General features: G+C 63.8%; 14 protein-coding genes and 1 pseudogene. 5 read left to right on the top strand and 10 right to left on the bottom strand.

What is annotated here, in order from left to right; genetic code table 11:
- Positions 1-11 precede the first annotated feature (11 nt).
- From M3147_RS12590 to M3147_RS12605, 4 genes are read right to left on the bottom strand one after another with little or no spacing between them, the layout of a single operon-like run.
- Positions 12-1,100, bottom strand: a complete 1,089-nt coding sequence (locus M3147_RS12590) for a hypothetical protein (protein ID WP_251203813.1) — start codon at positions 1,098-1,100, stop codon at positions 12-14.
- On the bottom strand, positions 1,090-2,298 hold the full coding sequence (locus tag M3147_RS12595; RefSeq protein ID WP_251203814.1) for a GIY-YIG nuclease family protein: 1,209 nt from the start codon (positions 2,296-2,298) through the stop codon (positions 1,090-1,092). Before M3147_RS12595 ends, M3147_RS12590 begins: the two co-directional genes overlap by 11 nt.
- Positions 2,295-4,280, bottom strand: coding sequence for a DEAD/DEAH box helicase (locus tag M3147_RS12600; RefSeq protein WP_251203815.1), 1,986 nt, complete (start codon positions 4,278-4,280; stop codon positions 2,295-2,297). Before M3147_RS12600 ends, M3147_RS12595 begins: the two co-directional genes overlap by 4 nt.
- Positions 4,277-7,024, bottom strand: a complete 2,748-nt coding sequence (locus M3147_RS12605; protein ID WP_251203816.1) for a DNA methyltransferase — start codon at positions 7,022-7,024, stop codon at positions 4,277-4,279. The genes M3147_RS12600 and M3147_RS12605 overlap by 4 nt, the downstream gene beginning before the upstream one ends.
- 322 nt (positions 7,025-7,346) lie before the next feature.
- Between M3147_RS12605 and M3147_RS12610 the strand changes: the two genes are divergently transcribed.
- Complete coding sequence (locus M3147_RS12610; RefSeq protein WP_251203817.1) at positions 7,347-7,718, top strand: hypothetical protein; 372 nt, start codon at positions 7,347-7,349, stop codon at positions 7,716-7,718.
- Here M3147_RS12610 and M3147_RS12615 read toward each other — a convergent pair.
- Positions 7,715-8,527, bottom strand: coding sequence for a hypothetical protein (locus M3147_RS12615; RefSeq protein WP_251203818.1), 813 nt, complete (start codon positions 8,525-8,527; stop codon positions 7,715-7,717). The genes M3147_RS12610 and M3147_RS12615 overlap by 4 nt on opposite strands.
- Positions 8,528-8,644: 117 nt before the next feature.
- Between M3147_RS12615 and M3147_RS12620 the strand changes: the two genes are divergently transcribed.
- Positions 8,645-9,403, top strand: a complete 759-nt coding sequence (locus M3147_RS12620; protein ID WP_251203819.1) for a tyrosine-type recombinase/integrase — start codon at positions 8,645-8,647, stop codon at positions 9,401-9,403.
- 98 nt (positions 9,404-9,501) lie between these two features.
- Here M3147_RS12620 and M3147_RS12625 read toward each other — a convergent pair whose 3' ends face one another.
- Entirely contained in the window at positions 9,502-10,191 is a 690-nt protein-coding gene (locus tag M3147_RS12625) for a hypothetical protein (protein WP_251203820.1), read from the bottom strand.
- Positions 10,192-10,361: 170 nt separating this feature from the next.
- Between M3147_RS12625 and M3147_RS12630 the strand changes: the two genes are divergently transcribed.
- Positions 10,362-10,964: a helix-turn-helix domain-containing protein gene (locus M3147_RS12630; RefSeq protein ID WP_251203821.1), complete on the top strand. Its 603-nt coding sequence runs from the start codon at positions 10,362-10,364 to the stop codon at positions 10,962-10,964.
- A 2-nt stretch (positions 10,965-10,966) separates the two neighbouring features.
- Complete coding sequence (locus M3147_RS12635) at positions 10,967-11,539, top strand: PIN domain-containing protein (RefSeq protein WP_251203822.1); 573 nt, start codon at positions 10,967-10,969, stop codon at positions 11,537-11,539.
- A 316-nt stretch (positions 11,540-11,855) separates the two neighbouring features.
- Here M3147_RS12635 and M3147_RS12645 read toward each other — a convergent pair.
- A pseudogene (locus tag M3147_RS12645) lies at positions 11,856-12,346 on the bottom strand (SDR family NAD(P)-dependent oxidoreductase).
- Complete coding sequence (locus M3147_RS19640) at positions 12,238-12,612, bottom strand: SDR family NAD(P)-dependent oxidoreductase (protein ID WP_285873825.1); 375 nt, start codon at positions 12,610-12,612, stop codon at positions 12,238-12,240. Before M3147_RS19640 ends, M3147_RS12645 begins: the two are co-directional and overlap by 109 nt.
- An 80-nt stretch (positions 12,613-12,692) precedes the next feature.
- Between M3147_RS19640 and M3147_RS12655 the strand changes: the two genes are divergently transcribed.
- Positions 12,693-13,247 (top strand): TetR family transcriptional regulator, encoded by a 555-nt coding sequence (locus M3147_RS12655; protein WP_251203825.1) that lies wholly within the window; start codon positions 12,693-12,695, stop codon positions 13,245-13,247.
- 136 nt (positions 13,248-13,383) lie between these two features.
- Here the strand turns inward: M3147_RS12655 and M3147_RS12660 are convergent, their stop codons facing one another.
- Together M3147_RS12660 and bla are read right to left on the bottom strand one after the other, a co-directional pair.
- Positions 13,384-14,247, bottom strand: a complete 864-nt coding sequence (locus M3147_RS12660; protein WP_251203826.1) for a CPBP family intramembrane glutamic endopeptidase — start codon at positions 14,245-14,247, stop codon at positions 13,384-13,386.
- Between the two features lie 144 nt (positions 14,248-14,391).
- Positions 14,392-15,324, bottom strand: coding sequence for a class A beta-lactamase (gene bla / locus M3147_RS12665; RefSeq protein ID WP_251203827.1), 933 nt, complete (start codon positions 15,322-15,324; stop codon positions 14,392-14,394).
- Positions 15,325-15,326 lie beyond the last annotated feature (2 nt).

Here is a 15,326-nt window from a genome sequence, read left to right on the forward strand (position 1 = left end):
GAGGTATTAGCTCAGTCGTCAAGGCCGAACGCCTCGGTCACCTGTTCGATCGTGAACTTCTGACGGAGCTTCGCGGCCGTGTTCTGATTGGCGAACATACCGTTCCGCCATATCGCTTCCTCGCGTGGGACCGCGTGCGTCCAATCGATGGGGACAGCCCATTCGGCCTTCTCGTCCTCGACATCGCCGTCGTGACGGTAGCTCCCGGCGAGGGGCAGAGTGTGTAGCGGGGTCGCGACACCGTTGACCTCGACCATTGTGTGGTCGAACCGGCGAGCTTCGCCGACGACCGTGCCGACGCCGACGTAGCCGGTCTTCGGGATATGCACGAAGATTCGGGCGTCGATCGGCAGGTTCTTGAGCGTCTGGGAGAACCACTTGCCACCGCCGCCAGAAATGAACCCGTACTTCAGGCCGTCGGCCCACTGGCGGACACCGCCATCTTCTCCGAAGGAGACGTACCAGTCGCTGCCGTTCCAGGGCTCACGGGTCTTGGTCTGACGCGCTGAGACGCCCGCAGCAGCCTGTTGGCCCTCGTGCTCGACCAGCCAGGTGCGGGCCAGGTACGTCGCGCCGTTGTCCGCGAAATGACGGAAGAAGACGACGTTGATCGGCACCCCGAAGCCCTCATTGAGGAACCTTACGATCCGCTCGGTAGCTGCATCGACGTTCGCGGCGACGATGGTGAAGGTCTGCGAACCGTTGACCTCCTCGGGCAAGGTCTCGTTGAAGCACTCGGCGAACGCCTCTTCCAGCGCCGAGCCCGGCTTGTAGGCCTCGAAAATTGCCTGGATATCGGCGCGACCGAGTCCGGCCACCCAGGAGCCATAGTCCAGTGCTTGGGCTGTGACGTCACGCGGAGTCTTGTCGCGCTTCAGTTCGATGACGTGCACCGCGGCGGTCTCGTCGAGAGCGAGGAGATCGATGTATCCGCCATAGGCCGTGGCAACCTGACGGCCGATAATCAACAGCACCTCACCGAGCATCGACGGATCGGACTCGATGTAGCCCTCGAGCTGGGACTCCAGTCCGATTGAGGTCGGAACAATCCGACTGAGCGTTCTGCCCTCGGCGCGCCAGAGGCCCATCTCAACCGTCATCACTGCTCCGCTCCACCAGCTTCTGCTGCATCCTGTCGTAGATGTAGTCGGTGATCTCGCCTGACATGATCATCGCGATGGCCTTGTTGATCGTGGCAAGCGGCACTACGAACCACTCCGAGGGGTCGTAGTCGCGCCCCTTCTTGTCGACCTGGGTGAGATCTAGGCGCACCTCAGCGAAAACTCTGTGAATCAGGTGCTCAAGCCACGACGCCTTGATGTTGTACAGCCGGTAGTCCGCCAGCACTTTGACTGGCGCCATCAAGTAGGTCGGTGATTTCGCCGCGTTCTTGATGCGCTGCTCGACGCTCGTCGTAGAGAAGCCGATCTTGTGCAGGTCGGTCATGTTTGCGATCAGCGGGTCGGCGCTGAGCGACTGAAGCACGTAGATGTGGCCGCTCTCCACGTCCCCGTCGAGGATGTCGGCCACGTCATATCCTGTGCGTGCGAGCACCTCGCCCTGCGCCTCGTACATGCGGGTCATCAGGCTCTGCTTGTACATCGCTGACTCTGTGCCGTTCTCGAACACGACCTTCAGCCGCTGCTTCTGTTTCGGCTTGCCACCGACGACGAGGTCCACGTCCTCCCCGACCTCGGCGACGAAACACATGACGCCGTTGAGGACGAAGAAGGCGCCCTCGCGGATGAGGTCCAGGCCGGTGAACGGCATCAGCTGGAACGTGCCATCGGCCAGCTCCGCATGCTTCGCCTTGAACAGTGGCGCATAGAGCTCGAAGTCCTCAGACTTAACCCGCTGGGCAACAGAGTCCGGCGACTCGGGACGCTTCATAACGGGCAGATCGGAGACATCGAGGATGCCGCTGTCGTCGCCGAGCAGGTCGTCGAGGTCGTCACCCTCGAGGAGCTCGTCGATTGATGCCGGCGCTTGCGGTGCCTCGAGCAGACCGAACTCGTCCAGATGCTTGACGGCAGCTGCCCGCTCGTCGCTGGCAAGGAAGCCGTCGAGCCGAGCGCCTAGTTTGCGCTCCGCGATCTCGCGGGTTGACGAGCTCGGCACTCTGCCATGTACCCGGTAGAACTCGACGATCTCGAGGAACGCACGTTCGAGCCGATCGGATGACGTTACCTTCTGAGGCTTCTCCGGTGCGTCGAGAAGGCCATCGATGTCGGCGTCGAGAACTGCCTGGAAATCGGGAACTATGAAGTCGACGGGACCAATGCCATCGTTCGTACTCATGCGTCGGTCACCATTTCCGTTGCGCGTCTCTCGGCCTCGCGCTGCTGCTTGAGCTTCTGCAGGAAGAGCAGTGCCGCGGCGAGGTGCTTCTCGTTCGGGTCTTCCGCGCGCACGTCTGGACGGCGCCCGTTCACCTTTACCCAATTCTGGATCTTCGGGAACAGCGCCAGCGCCTCCTCCTCGGTGAACTCAATTCGGGTCGCAGCGATCTGGTCCTGGATGATCTTCAGCACCGAGGGTGTGACCGATTTGGACATGACTTCGAAGGCCCGCTGGAAGGGGTTCACGGAATCGATGAGGTTGATGCTCAGCTCGTCGATGTTCACGAACTTCTCGGCGAGCTTAATGAAGCGCTTGTCGCCAACCTCGCGCACCTCGCCAGTTTTGATCACCGAGTCGACGACGACCTGCTGGCGAACCTCCTCGACCTCGGCCTCAGTGAGGTCCGGGTACTTCTCGCGGATGATCTTCGGGATCAGCACCTTATTGGTCGTCTCGGGATCCACAGAACCGGCCGCGGCCTTCGCGAAAGTGTCGTCCTGCAAAATCGTCGCCTTAAGGTCGTTCAGGTCCGTCTCGACGATCTGCTTCACCCGCGCGGTCGAGGGTTCCTTGTAACCCTTGATCTTCAGCTCTCCGGGCTTCCCTACGTCGTCGCCGTCGAACTTCTTGGTCTTGAACTGGAAGTTCTGCGCGAGGACCTGCTCCATGAGCAGCGAGGCGGTGATGGCCTTGAGCATGTTGTTCACCGATACCTTGACCTCGCCCTGCGAGGCGTCCGGCTCAGCGATGAGGTTCGTGAACTGCGCGTGCGACTTGCCGGGGCTGTCGCGCGTCACCCGCCCGATGATTTGGATGACTTCGGTGAGCGAGGCCCGGTAGCCGACGGTCAGGGCATGCTCGGCGAAGGGCCAATCGAAGCCCTCCTTCGCCATGCCGAGGGCGATGATCACGTCCACCGCGTCACGGTCCTTCGAGGCCGTATGCGCCAGGTAGTGCAGCGTGTCGCCCCGCTTCTTCTGATCGGTGTCATCCACGAGGTCCGCGACGCGCACAACCTCGCCGGTATCATTCCGCCGCACGCTGATGATTCCGGTGTCCTCGTTTTCGTCGACGACCTCCCCGATCGTGTCGAGGATGAAGCCCACCTCCTCGAGCTTGTCCTTCGTGGACTCGCCGGAGTTGACGTTCGGGATGTGCACGATCGTCTTCTTGTCGAGGTCGAGGACCTCGCCGATCGCATCCGTGTACCGGCCCTGGTAGAAGTGGTGACCGATGCCGAGCGAGCGCAGGTGCTCGTAGCCGTTGAGCTGGTCGTAATAGTTGAAGGTCACGGGCGTGAACTTCGCCTCGTCCTCAGGTGAGAGCACCGGCACCGAGTCCCCGCGGAAGTACGAGCCCGTCATCGCGACGATGTGCACGTCAGAACCGTTCATCACGTCGCGCAGCAGCGCACCGAGGCGCGAGCTCTCCGTGTCAGCGGAGACGTGGTGGAACTCGTCGATCGCGAGAACTGTGCCGTTGAAGGCTTCGGGCGCGAGCTTCTCGAAGGCGAAGCGCAACGTCGCGTGCGTGCACACCAGCGTCGCGTCGGAGCCCTCGAGGAACTTGATGAAAGCGTCGACTTTGCCGGCCGATGACCCCGCGTCGCAGAGGTTGTTCGACTCCTTGATCTCCCAGTCCGCCCAGAAGCCGTGCTTCGTCAGCGCCGTTGGGGCGAAGGATGCGCCGATGGAGCGCTCCGGCACAGCCACGATGACCTTCTTGCGGCCCTGGTTGTAGAGCTTGTCGAGCGCTACAAACATCAGCGCGCGCGACTTGCCCGAGGCCGGCGGGGCCTTCACTAGCAGGTGCTGGGCGTCGCGCTGCTCGAAGACGCGCTGCTGCATCTCGCGCATGCCGAGCTTGTCGGTGTTCACCGACTCTCTGGTCTGGGCGTAGGTGACGTTGACGATGTTGACGGGCTTCTTGATTGCGTTCACTTCCGGATCCCCCTGGTCTTCTTTGCCGGGGCCTTCGCGGCCTCGTCAGCGGTCATGCGCTCGTGCATCGCGAACAGGTCTGACAGGCGCTGCTCGTCGGTCTCGTACGGCTTTTTCGAGTAGATCGAATCGACCAACGCATCCACCGCGGCGTGCGCCTTGCGAAGGTCGTTCGGCATTTTGTCCGGGTCGTACAGTTCCCCGAGCGTCAGCTCACAGTGATACTCCCGCACGTCCAGAACGCGCAGCGCCGCGAGGGTTAGCTCTTCCTTGACACCGTCCGAGAACGATGGGACTGGGAAGTTGTTGTAGACGATGGTGTTCGAGTAGCGGAGCCGGGTCTCCAGCTGACCTCCCACTGCCTTTGTCCAAGCCATGTGCATCGCGGAGGTGAGCAGGCCGAATACCCATGGCTGCGCGTCATAGACGGCGAATGCCGCGTCTGAGATCACCGTGTCGGTACCGAGATACCCCATCGGCACGTACACGCGTCTTTCCGAGGAAACACGCGGAACGATGATCGATTCGGTCGGCTTGTAGCTGATCTGAACGAACCTGTGAGGCTGCGCGGCAAACGACGCCGTGCTCGCTGCCTTGCTCTCCGAGCGCTCCTCGGCGACCTTTTGCAGCCTTGCTGCGATCGCCGGAATCGAACGAGCAGACGCAGCCTGCCGGTCCTCGATCCAGAGGCAGTATCTCTCCCCGTCGTTAATGGCCTCGGATGAACCCATATAGCGCTTGATGAACTCGTCGGCTCGCGGATCGGCCGCGAGCATGTCCTCACGCTCGGTGGGGGAGATAATCAGGCCTCCGCCGTCACGCGGCATGGAGCCGAAAACCATGTCGGGTCGCGCCGCTCCCAGAGGGGTCTTGCGCCGTTCCATGACGACGTTGGCACCCTCGGTGAGGTATCCATTGATATTCGTGGCGGCGATTCGGAGGTCGTCAGTGAAGAGATACTTGTCTCCAGCTCGGACTGTTCGGAGGCCGATGACCACGACGGTTACTCCAGCATTGCGCTTCGCGTTGTTTCCCCATTTGAACGAGGTGTACGCGAATCCGATCTCGATGCCCTTGGCGAAGATCATTGGGAACATCAGCCCGACATGCTCGCCCTGCGCGACCGAGTTGGTCGTCACGAATGCGAGTTCGGCGCGCGTGCCCTCGATGTAGTCAGACCCTTTGATGAACCAGAGTGCGATGTAGTCGAGGTTCTTGGAGTGGGGACGGCGACCGAAGACGAATCCGTAGTCCGCCTTCTGATCCTTCGTTTGCGTCTTCGCACCGGCGTATGGCGGGTTGCCGATCAGGTAGATCTCGCCGCCGTCGTTTGGACAGACGTCGTTCCAGTCGATGCGAGTCGCGTTGCCCTGCTTGATCTGGCCGGTCTCTCTAAGCGGAATCAGAGGGAGATCAATGCCGAACTTCTCACGGAACTCAACGTTCATCTGATGCTTGGCGATCCACAGAGAGAGGATCGCGACCTCGACAGCGAAGTCGTCGATCTCGATGCCAAAGAATTTCTCGACGTTGATTCGCGATCCCAGCAGTTGTCCCTGGTGGTCCCCGCGCAGCTCGGCCAGCCGCTCGAGGATGGCGTGCTCGAGCCGGCGTAGCTCCTTGTATGCGATGACCAGGAAGTTACCTGAGCCACATGCGGGGTCGAACACCTTGATCGTGCTGATCCGCTCGAGCAGTCTCGCGAGCCGGCGCTCGCTGTCGTATGCCTCATCCAGTTCGTCCTTCAAGGCGTTCAGGAACAGCGGCTCGATCGTCTTCAGGATGTTCGGGACGGAGGTGTAGTGCTGGCCGAGGTCGCTGCGCTTGCCAGGTGTGACGATTGCCTGGAACATCGAGCCGAAAATATCGGGGTTGATCTCGCGCCATATCAGCTTGCCGGCGTTGATGAGCTCCTCGCGCGCGGTCTTCGTGAACGTGGGCACCACGTGGTCCGGCGACAACGTGAAGAGTCGACCGTTGACGTAAGGGAACGCCGCGAGGTGACTCGGCTTGTCCGCGGGGTTCGCAGTATCTAGCGCAGCGAATAGGTCCGTCAGGAACTCGGCGGTATCCGAGCCGTCGGCCAAGGTGTGTGAACCAACGGCGTTGGTGAACTGGTTCTCTGCGAAGATCCCCGTGTCCTCGGCGAAGAAGCAGAACAGCAGGCGCGTGAAGAACAGGTTCAGCGCGTGCCGGCCGTGCGGCTGCTCAAGAAGGCCGGGGTTCGCCTGCAGCAGTTCGTCAAAGAGCTTGCCCATGCGCTCGGCGGCCTTGACATCGGCGTGTGCCTCGGCGACGTACTGCGCCTTCTCCATCCCCGCCCATGGAAGGAAAAACGTGAAATGCTGGTCGACCTCGCGGATCGGGAAGCCGATGGTCTCGCCAGTCTGCGTGTCGTGCGCGACCAGTTCGGCGTAGTCGGTGACGATCACGAAGCGCGTGCTGAAGCGCACCACGTTTGGCGAGGTCTTCAGCTCCTCAAGAACCTCGAGGGGGTCGCCGGTGGTCTCTTTGAAGTAGACGACCTTCTTCTGCGCGACTTCACTCGACGGGTCTGCGGCTACATTCAGATCGCCGTTGCGCAGGCGTGTGACGCTGCTCTGAGGCTTGCCATAGACAAGGAGCAGGTCGAAGATGAAGTCGCGGTCGTAGCGTTCGCGACTGGCCAGCGGGGCGACACGCTCTTCGACCGCCTTGAGGTTCAGCCTCGCCATGGATTTTCCGCCTTCATACTCGAATCTCATCAGCGGCATCAGACACAGAAGCGGTCGCAAACCAGACGCTCGGCTTGCCGATCTCCTAGCAGATGGAACGATGCCTCCCTCGCGATCCTATTGGCGGCTCGGTCGCCGCGGCCTTACCCGCTCGGCGTCGCCACGAGGTTCGCGCTCAGCCTCGGTCCGAAGCTACCCACAGGCCACGCGATACCTTCTCGATCGACGAAACCGTGACGTTGAGATCGAGTCAGACGCGACGCGCCGGTTGGGTCCTCGTCGCGGCCGTGTTCATGTCGGACCCCGGTGCGAGCATCCTGATATCGTCTCGGGAGTGAGGTACGGCGGCGACATGTTTGAGATCGAGGCGCAGACCTTCGAGACCCGGTTGCGCGGGGTGAATGTCACGTGCATCGTGACTCTTGACTCCGCCGAGTCACCGGATGTACGCATCGAGACCCGAGCGAAGACCCTCGAGCAGGGCGTGCGTGCGGTGTCGAAGTTCGCGGGCTACTGTCGGCGGACGCTTGTGTTGCCGGTTCTCAGCGAAGACGAGGATGCGTGGGCACGCGTGCTTGCGTCGTACTACGGGTTCGGACTCATCCTCGAATCTGCGGATCGGCGTCGTGAGGTCATGCCGGCGCCAGCCGTCGATATCGCCGACGACCAGGGGCCCAGGCGAAGTTTCATCCGCCGGGTGCTTGCTGAGCTTCCGTCGGCCTAGTCTCCGGCGAAGGTAGAGACGTCGTTCGGTGCATTCCATGGGCGCCCGACGACGGCGCTCGTCGCTTCGTGAGCCACCAGTGCATCCTGGGCCATGCTCCGCCAGAGCGAGGGCCGCTCGCTCGGCGCTGCCGACAGCAACGATTGTGCGTACTCGTCGATGATCGCGTGGTTGTGACGTGAAGCGGCCGCCGCTTGCGATTCAGTGAAGCGGTCGATGCGCTGACCGCCGCACTCCCGGCAACCGCATGTGGGTGCCGGTGCCCCGACGTAGAGTTCTTCGCGCATTGCCCCCGTCTTCATCCAGTGCATGTGCCCGGGGTTCAGCACGTATGGCGTGGGGTCGTCGGGGCGGCGAGCCTTCCCCTTGTCCTTGGGAGGTGTGAACCGGCGAAGGCCGGGGCCGGTGCCGATCGCGGTGCCGAGCGCGCCGTGAGCGAGGGCATCCAGGCCGGCGAGATCCGTCCGCCAGCTGAACGCCCCGGACCCGGTGACGAGCCGGCGATAGATCGCGAGCTTCCGCTTGGAGTCCAAAGGGTTCGTGGAGGAACCGAACGACACCAGGACGGGGTGCGAGCTCAGGGCAATCACGGCGAGCAGGAACTGTTCGTGCTCGGGCCGCAGCCAGCTCGTCGAGAGGTAGAGGGGAAGCGCGACGTCATCACCGCTGATCTCATTTGCCGCGTCCACGATCGCGCGAAGGGTCTCCACATCTCCGGCTTCGACATAGCCCGACGGAAGGAGCACGAGCGTCGCGCCGCTGGAGCGCTGACCAGCCAAGATATCAACGACGGAGGGGCCGGCAAACAACCCGTCGTCGTCGGAGCCAGGTAGCCCAGGTGGGGAACTCGACGTGTCGGCTCGATCCGGCACACCGAGGTCGCCGCATGGATCGCCGAACTCGCCGCGACCAAATCGCCGACGACGGTGAAGCGGTGTCACGGAGTTCTGGCGTCCATTCTCGACGGCGCGGTGCGTGATCGGCGGATCCCTGCGAACCCTGCGCGGGAAGTAAAGACGCCGAAGAGGTCCAAGAAGCCGAAGCCGTATCTCAGTCACAAACAGGTGGAGCGTCTGGCGGCGGCATCCCGCTATCCCGATGTCATCCGCTTCACTGCGTACACTGGCCTGCGCTGGGGCGAAGTCACCGGGATCCGAGTCCGGAACGTCGACCTCAAGCGACGCAGGGTGCTGATCGAAGAGAACGCCGTCGAGGTCAACGGCCACGTGCAGGTCGGCACGCCGAAGACGCATGAGCGGCGCGCGGTCGTCTACCCGGCATTCTTGGACAAGTGCGTGCGTGACGCGGTGAAAGGCCGGACGTCTGAGGATCTGCTCTGGCCTGCGGAGTTCGGGGGATATCTCCGCCCCGGCAACGCTGTATCCGGATGGTTCGCGGGCGCGGTGAAGCGGATCCGCACGGAGGATGCCAAGGCGGCGGAGGAGGCGCAAGATCGTGGAGAGGCAGCGCCGCCGATCATGCCGCGAGTCACTCCGCATGACCTGCGTCACACCGCCGCGTCGCTCGCGATCAGCGCCGGAGCCAACGTCAAGGCGGTTCAGCGGATGCTGGGGCATGCGAGCGCGGCGATGACGCTCGATACTTATGCCGAACTCTTCGAGGACGATCTCGATTCCGTGGCTGTGGCGCTGGACGGCCAGCGATCAGCCTCACTCGCGTCGTAGCTCTCCACTAACCTGGTGTCTTCCAGGGCCGGCGGCAGAAGACCCCACGGCCGTGCGTGCCGTGGGGTCTTCGACCGTCCGTGCCTAGGACTTGGGAGTCAGTGCGACGTCTCCACCCAGCCCATGCCCGAGTTGCCTGTCTCGTGCATCCAATCCTTGCCGCAGGCGGTGCAGTGGTAGTCCTGCTCGTCCGCGACCATGCCGGAGCCGCCGAACTGTCGGAAGTTCCCGACACGCTCGAGGCGTGCGTGCGGCGGGACGTTGCGGCCCTTCGTTCCTGTGTCGACCAGCTTCCAGCAGTCGTCGCACATCGCCTCCTTCACGATCTTGACGATCTCCGGGGCCACTCGGAAGAGGTGCGCCTGGCGGTAGCCGGAACCCTCGGTGTAGTCGGCCTCCATCGGGAACTCGGCGTCCTCCGGGAGGCTTCCACGCTCCACGAGCTCGCTCGTGATCGTCCGCAGGGGCTTGGTCCAGTTCTTCAACTGCCGCTTGGGCTCGTAGTTCCCGATCCGAAAGATATCCTCGCGGCTGATCTCGCCGCCGTTCCGAATCGCCTGGTTGAACGCCTCGAGCTGCACGTCGTTGCCGCGACGCCGGAGCATCTCGCGGAGCACTAGGACCAGGTCCAGAGTCCAGCCGGTGGAGGCGGCCTCCGCCCATGACGAGTCGTCGGTGCTCTCCGCGTGCGGAACGGATTCGTCGCGCATCGAGCGCACGAGAGCCAGCACACGGCCGACCTCCTCCGGAGTGAGGTCACTGATGTCGAGATTCAGGGTGTCTGCCATAGAGTTTCTCCTTGATCGGCCTCCCCGACGAGTCACTTCCTACGGTCTCGCGTCAGGGAGGCTGGTTCTGTATCAGCGGGTTGCGAATACATCAGCGATAGTACACCCAGTACTGCCGATAGCTATATGTAGCTCGCTGTAATTGATCCTTACTCGTTCCGATCTCGCTCATGGGCGGGTCTGTCGTCCAGGCGAAGTCGGACCCGCTTCCCGCCAATGTGCTGAAGGATATGGCGGATTTGGATGATTTGAGCGAATATAGAGGCATGAGCACTGCATCCGTACGAACAAGAGATCCGTTGGTCGTCGACCCGCCTAACGACCTCAGCGAGATGCTTGAACTCGGGCGATTCCTGGAGCATCACACCGCTCCTGCGCTGCTGCTCGGTCCCGACGGCGAGCAGATCCCGCTCCCGATGGTGGCGTACGACGTGCTTCGGCAGGTGGTGTCGGCGATGGAGCGCGGCGAGGCTGTCAGCGTCGAACCCATCGATCGGCAACTGACGACTCAGCAAGCAGCCACACTGCTCGGCATTAGCCGTAGCACGCTGGTCCGGCTGCTTGATGAGCACGAGCTGCCATTCGAGCGATTCGGCGAGTCCAGGCACAGGCGATTGCGACTGCACGATGTCCTCGCATACCGCGACCGAAAGCGCGCTGACAGGCGGAGCCGCTTGGACGAGCTCACCCGACAAGCGGACGAAGACGGTCTGTATGACGTCGATGCGGACGCCTACAAGGAGGCATTGGCTCAGGCGCGGAAGCAGTCGTAGCGGTGGCGCGGTTCACGGCATTGCTCGACGCATGTGTGATCGTGCCGCTGGCGCCGTGCGACACCATGCTCCGCATGGCTGACGCTGGAGCCTTCCGCCCGGTCTGGTCGCAGAACGTGCTCGACGAAGCCCTCAGGGCTCTCGAACGCATACATCCAGATGTCGACGCGAGTCGATTCCAGAGCCGTTTCCGATCGATGAATGAAGCCTTTGATGATGCTCTCGTGGAAGGGTGGGAGCCGCTCGCTCAGGGAATCGAACTGCCGGACCCGAACGATGCCCACGTTGTGGCTGCTGCCCTCCTCGGCAGAGCCGACCTGATCGTCACTGAGAATGTGAAGGACTTTCCAGCATCCGTGCTCGCGCCCCTGGGGCTCGAGGCCATCAGAACCGACGCATTCCTCCTCGACCAGTTCGACCTCTCGCCGAGCGGGGCATGTCGGATCGTCACGGAACAGGCGGCCGCCATGCGGCAGCCGCCCGTGGAAGTCGCCCGACTGCTCGAGCGGCTCTCGCGGAGTGGCGCTCCGGGCTTCGCGCAGCGGGTCGCTGAAGCGTTGAAGAACGATCCGTAGACCGGTGGTCAGCGGTAACGCAGCGGTAACGGAATTCCTGCGGGAGCCTGTTTTCGGGTGTGCGCACATGTGCCCAACTTCCGCGGAATCATGCCGATCTAGCGTGTCGACCCGGCATCCATTGACCTGCGATAGGGGTTCAAATCCCACCGTCACCGCCACCACGAAGGCCTCGAGTCCCCTGGAAACACTGGGAAATCGGGGCCTTCGTCTTGTCCGGAGTGCCCGTGGTAGGAGCTCAGCGGTAACGTGACGCGAGGCCACGGCATGGCGCTGGTTCATGTGATCCGCAACGAGCCGAAGGCGGCGATCGTGCTCACAGGAGGACTCCACCGGAGACCTCGAGGCGCTCACCTGTAACCCACCGCATGCCGGGCGCGACGAGCGCGACGACGGCATCGGCGATCTCCGCCGGTTCGCCGACCCTGCCGAGCGCGGTCTGCTGGCTCAGTCCGGCGCGCAGTTCGGCGTCGTCGCGCATGGCGCCGCCATTGAAGTCAGTCGCCGTCGGACCGGGGCGATCGTGTTGATGCGGATGCCGCGTCGTCCGAGCTCGAGCGCGAGACTCCGCGACAGGGCTTCGACGGCCGCCTTGGATGCCGCAAAGACGGCGGTGGCGGGACTCACATGCCGACTCAGCGAGCTCGACAGGTTCACCACCCGTCCGCCTTCGGCGAGGTGCGGTGCGAGTGCCTGGATCAAGAGGAACGGCCCGCGGACGTTGACGGCGAACGTGTCGTCGAAGTCGGCGGCCCGCACCTCACCCAGCGGCGCGAAGTGCCCGATCCCCGCGTTGTTGACGAGCACCGAGAGGGGGAACCCGACCACGTCGCAGCGACGGCGGTGAGAAGTGTCGTCGTCGCGGAGTCGATGGACCGCGGGTCCCCGATGTCCAATTGGAGCGGCAGCGCCTCGCCGCCGGCTTCCTCGATGCGGCTCACGACGGCGTCAGCCGACGCCGCGGAGCGGGTCGCCACGACGACGCGGTATCCGTTCTCGGCGAGGGCCAGCGCGGTCGCTCGCCCCAGCCCTCGGCCTGCGCCGGTGACGACGGCGATCTCTGGATGATCCATGCTGACTCCTAGATAAGTAAATAACTACTTACTGATAACCTAGAAGCGCAGTCGGAGAGCGTCAAGTCGAAGGGCAGCGCATGAGAGACGCGGAAGCCACCCGGTCACGGATCCTGGCCGCGGCCATCGAGGAGTTCGCCGGGCACGGTTTCGCCGGTGGCCGGGTCGAGCGGATCGCGCGGGGCGCCGGGAGCAACGTGCGGATGATCTACGCGTACTTCGGGGGCAAGAGCGGTCTTTTCGATGCCGCACTCGAGACCGCGTTGCGCACGCTCGCGAACGAGGTGCCTCCGGATCCCGACGACCTGGCCGAATGGGCGGGGAGAGTGTTCGACCACCACCAGGAACGTCCTGACATTCTCCGCCTGAGCATGTGGGCACGGCTGGAGCGACCTTCCGCGCTGTCTGAGCCCAGCGACGTGTATTCCGCCAAGGTGGACGGGGTTCGGGTGTCGAGCCCGGGCGCTCTGTCGCCGGTCGATGTCCTGGTCTTCATCTACGCGATCGCGCAGGCCTGGCAGCTCTCTCCGACCGGCCTCACGGGGCTTGAGGGTGCGCACGACGATCCCCGCCGGATCGCGGCGCATCGGCGCGCGGTCGTGGCAGCCGTCGAAGGCATGCTCCGAGACGCGTGATGCCCTCGGCTGCGAGCGGGCCGCATCCGAGGGCATCGTGACGATCACGACGAACGGTCGGCTGAGCCGTTCAGCGCCGGGGTGCGTGCGGGACCGGTCCTCCGCGTGATCCACCAGACGGCAGCGGTGATCAGGATCAGTGCTGCGCCGGGGATGAGGGTGGTGACGGACCCGGCGATCTCTCCGCGGCTGTTGAGTGCGCCGCCGAGATCGACGTGCAGGGTCGTACCGAGCACGAGGGCGCCACGTTGTACACGACGTGGAGGACGATCGCGGTCTCGAGTCCGCCGGTGCGCCAGGTGACGATCGCCAAGGATCCGAACAGCACGAGGTAGGAGGTGAGGATGTACGGGTCGAGCGAGCCGTGGAAGAGGGAGAAGAGGACCGTGGGGATGACGATGCCGATCACCGCGCCGAGGCGCGCGCCTCTCGTCCATCCGCCGACGATGCGGAACATCAACCCGCGGAAGCCGTACTCTTCGCCTGCTGCCGCGAGTGGTGTAAGCACCATGCCGATCACGAAATAGGCGACGAGGTCGAATATCGACCAGGGCACCTGATCGACGGGCGCCAGAAGGAAGCCGAAGGCGACGACGATGAGCAGCACCGGGCCGAACGCGAGCAGTGCTCGTCCGAGCACGCCGTATCGGAAGCGCCCGGCTACGGAGTGCATCGACCGGAAGGGGACTCCATAGAGCAGGCGCTGCAACAGCATGCAGTAGGGGATGAGCACGGCGAGTGACAGTGCACCTGCGGCCTGCTGGAGCGGCGTGAATCCAGAGCGCCCCAGGAACTCCGTGTCGACAAGGCGTGCCCCGAGCGCGAACAATAGCGCGAAGGCGACCAGCCCGACGAACACCAGGATGATCGCGAGGATGCCGCGGAGGATCCGGCGCTTCTCGCCAGCATAGACGCGGTGGTATTCGACGCCAGAGGGAACCCGAGGGGTTGGGACGGGGTCGTCCAACTGGAGGAGCCAGTTCGGCGCGGTGGTGGTCATGGGTGATTCCTATCCAAACTAGTACAGCGTGATAGCGACAAGGGAGTCCAAGCTATCACACTGTGCTAGAAGCTCGTCGCCATTTCGGTGCTACATGCGTGAGGTCTGGCTAGGTGACCCGACCGCTGTGCGACACTCTTCTCCTCAGTTGCTGCGGTCGAGTGCGTGCAGGGCGATGGATGCGGCTCCGGCCACGAGTGCGTTGTCGAAGTCTGCATCTGGGTCGTTCCGCGACGTCAGCACCGTGATGATGATGGGGTCTTCTCCGGGCGGCGTGACGAGGGCGATGTCGTTGCGGATCGGACCTGCGCCTCCGGATTTATCGGCGACCGTCCAGCCGGCTGGTGCCCCGGCGCGGATGAGGGCGTCTCCGGTGCGGTTGTCGCTCATCCAGTCGACGAGCAGTGCCGTGTCCGCAGCGGACAATGTGGAGCCGTCCAGGATCCTCGCGAGCGAGGCCGTGAAGGCGGCAGCGGTCGTGGTGTCCTCGGTGCTGCCCGGTTCGATCGTGTTGAGGGTCGGCTCGTCGTTCACGACCTCCGTGGTGGCATCGCCCAGCTCGGCGAGTGCATCGTCGAGGGCTGCGGGACCGCCGATCCGGTCAAGGATGAGATTGAGAGCCGCGTTGTCGCTGACTCGCACGGCGGCTTCGGCGAGCTGCGCGTAGGTCAGGCCGTCGTCGACGTACTGCGAGGTCACGGGTGCGTGGCCGGCGGCGGCGGCTTCTTCTGCCGTCCACCGCACGGTCTCATCGCGGGCTGCGCCCGACACGGACTGGAGGAAGGCTGCCGCGGCGAAGGCCTTGATGGTGGAGGCGAAGCCGAAGCGACGGTCCTCGCCGTACGAGACGGATTCGCCGGTTCCGGTGTCGACCGCCATGACGCCGACAGTCGCGTCATACTCCCGCTCGAGGCCCGCGAGTTCGTCTGCCACGAGCGCGTCGAGGTTCGATGAGGTCGCACGGGCCGTGGGAGACGCCGGGGCGGACTCCGCGGCAGGCGGAGGCGCGCCCACGCAGCCCGTGAGCGCGAAGCCGGCGAGCAGGCAGCAGAGGCCGAAGGCCAGATTTCGGCGCATGC

Source organism: Agromyces mediolanus (genome assembly GCF_023715325.1).
Classification (GTDB): Bacteria; Actinomycetota; Actinomycetes; order Actinomycetales; family Microbacteriaceae; genus Agromyces; species Agromyces mediolanus_A.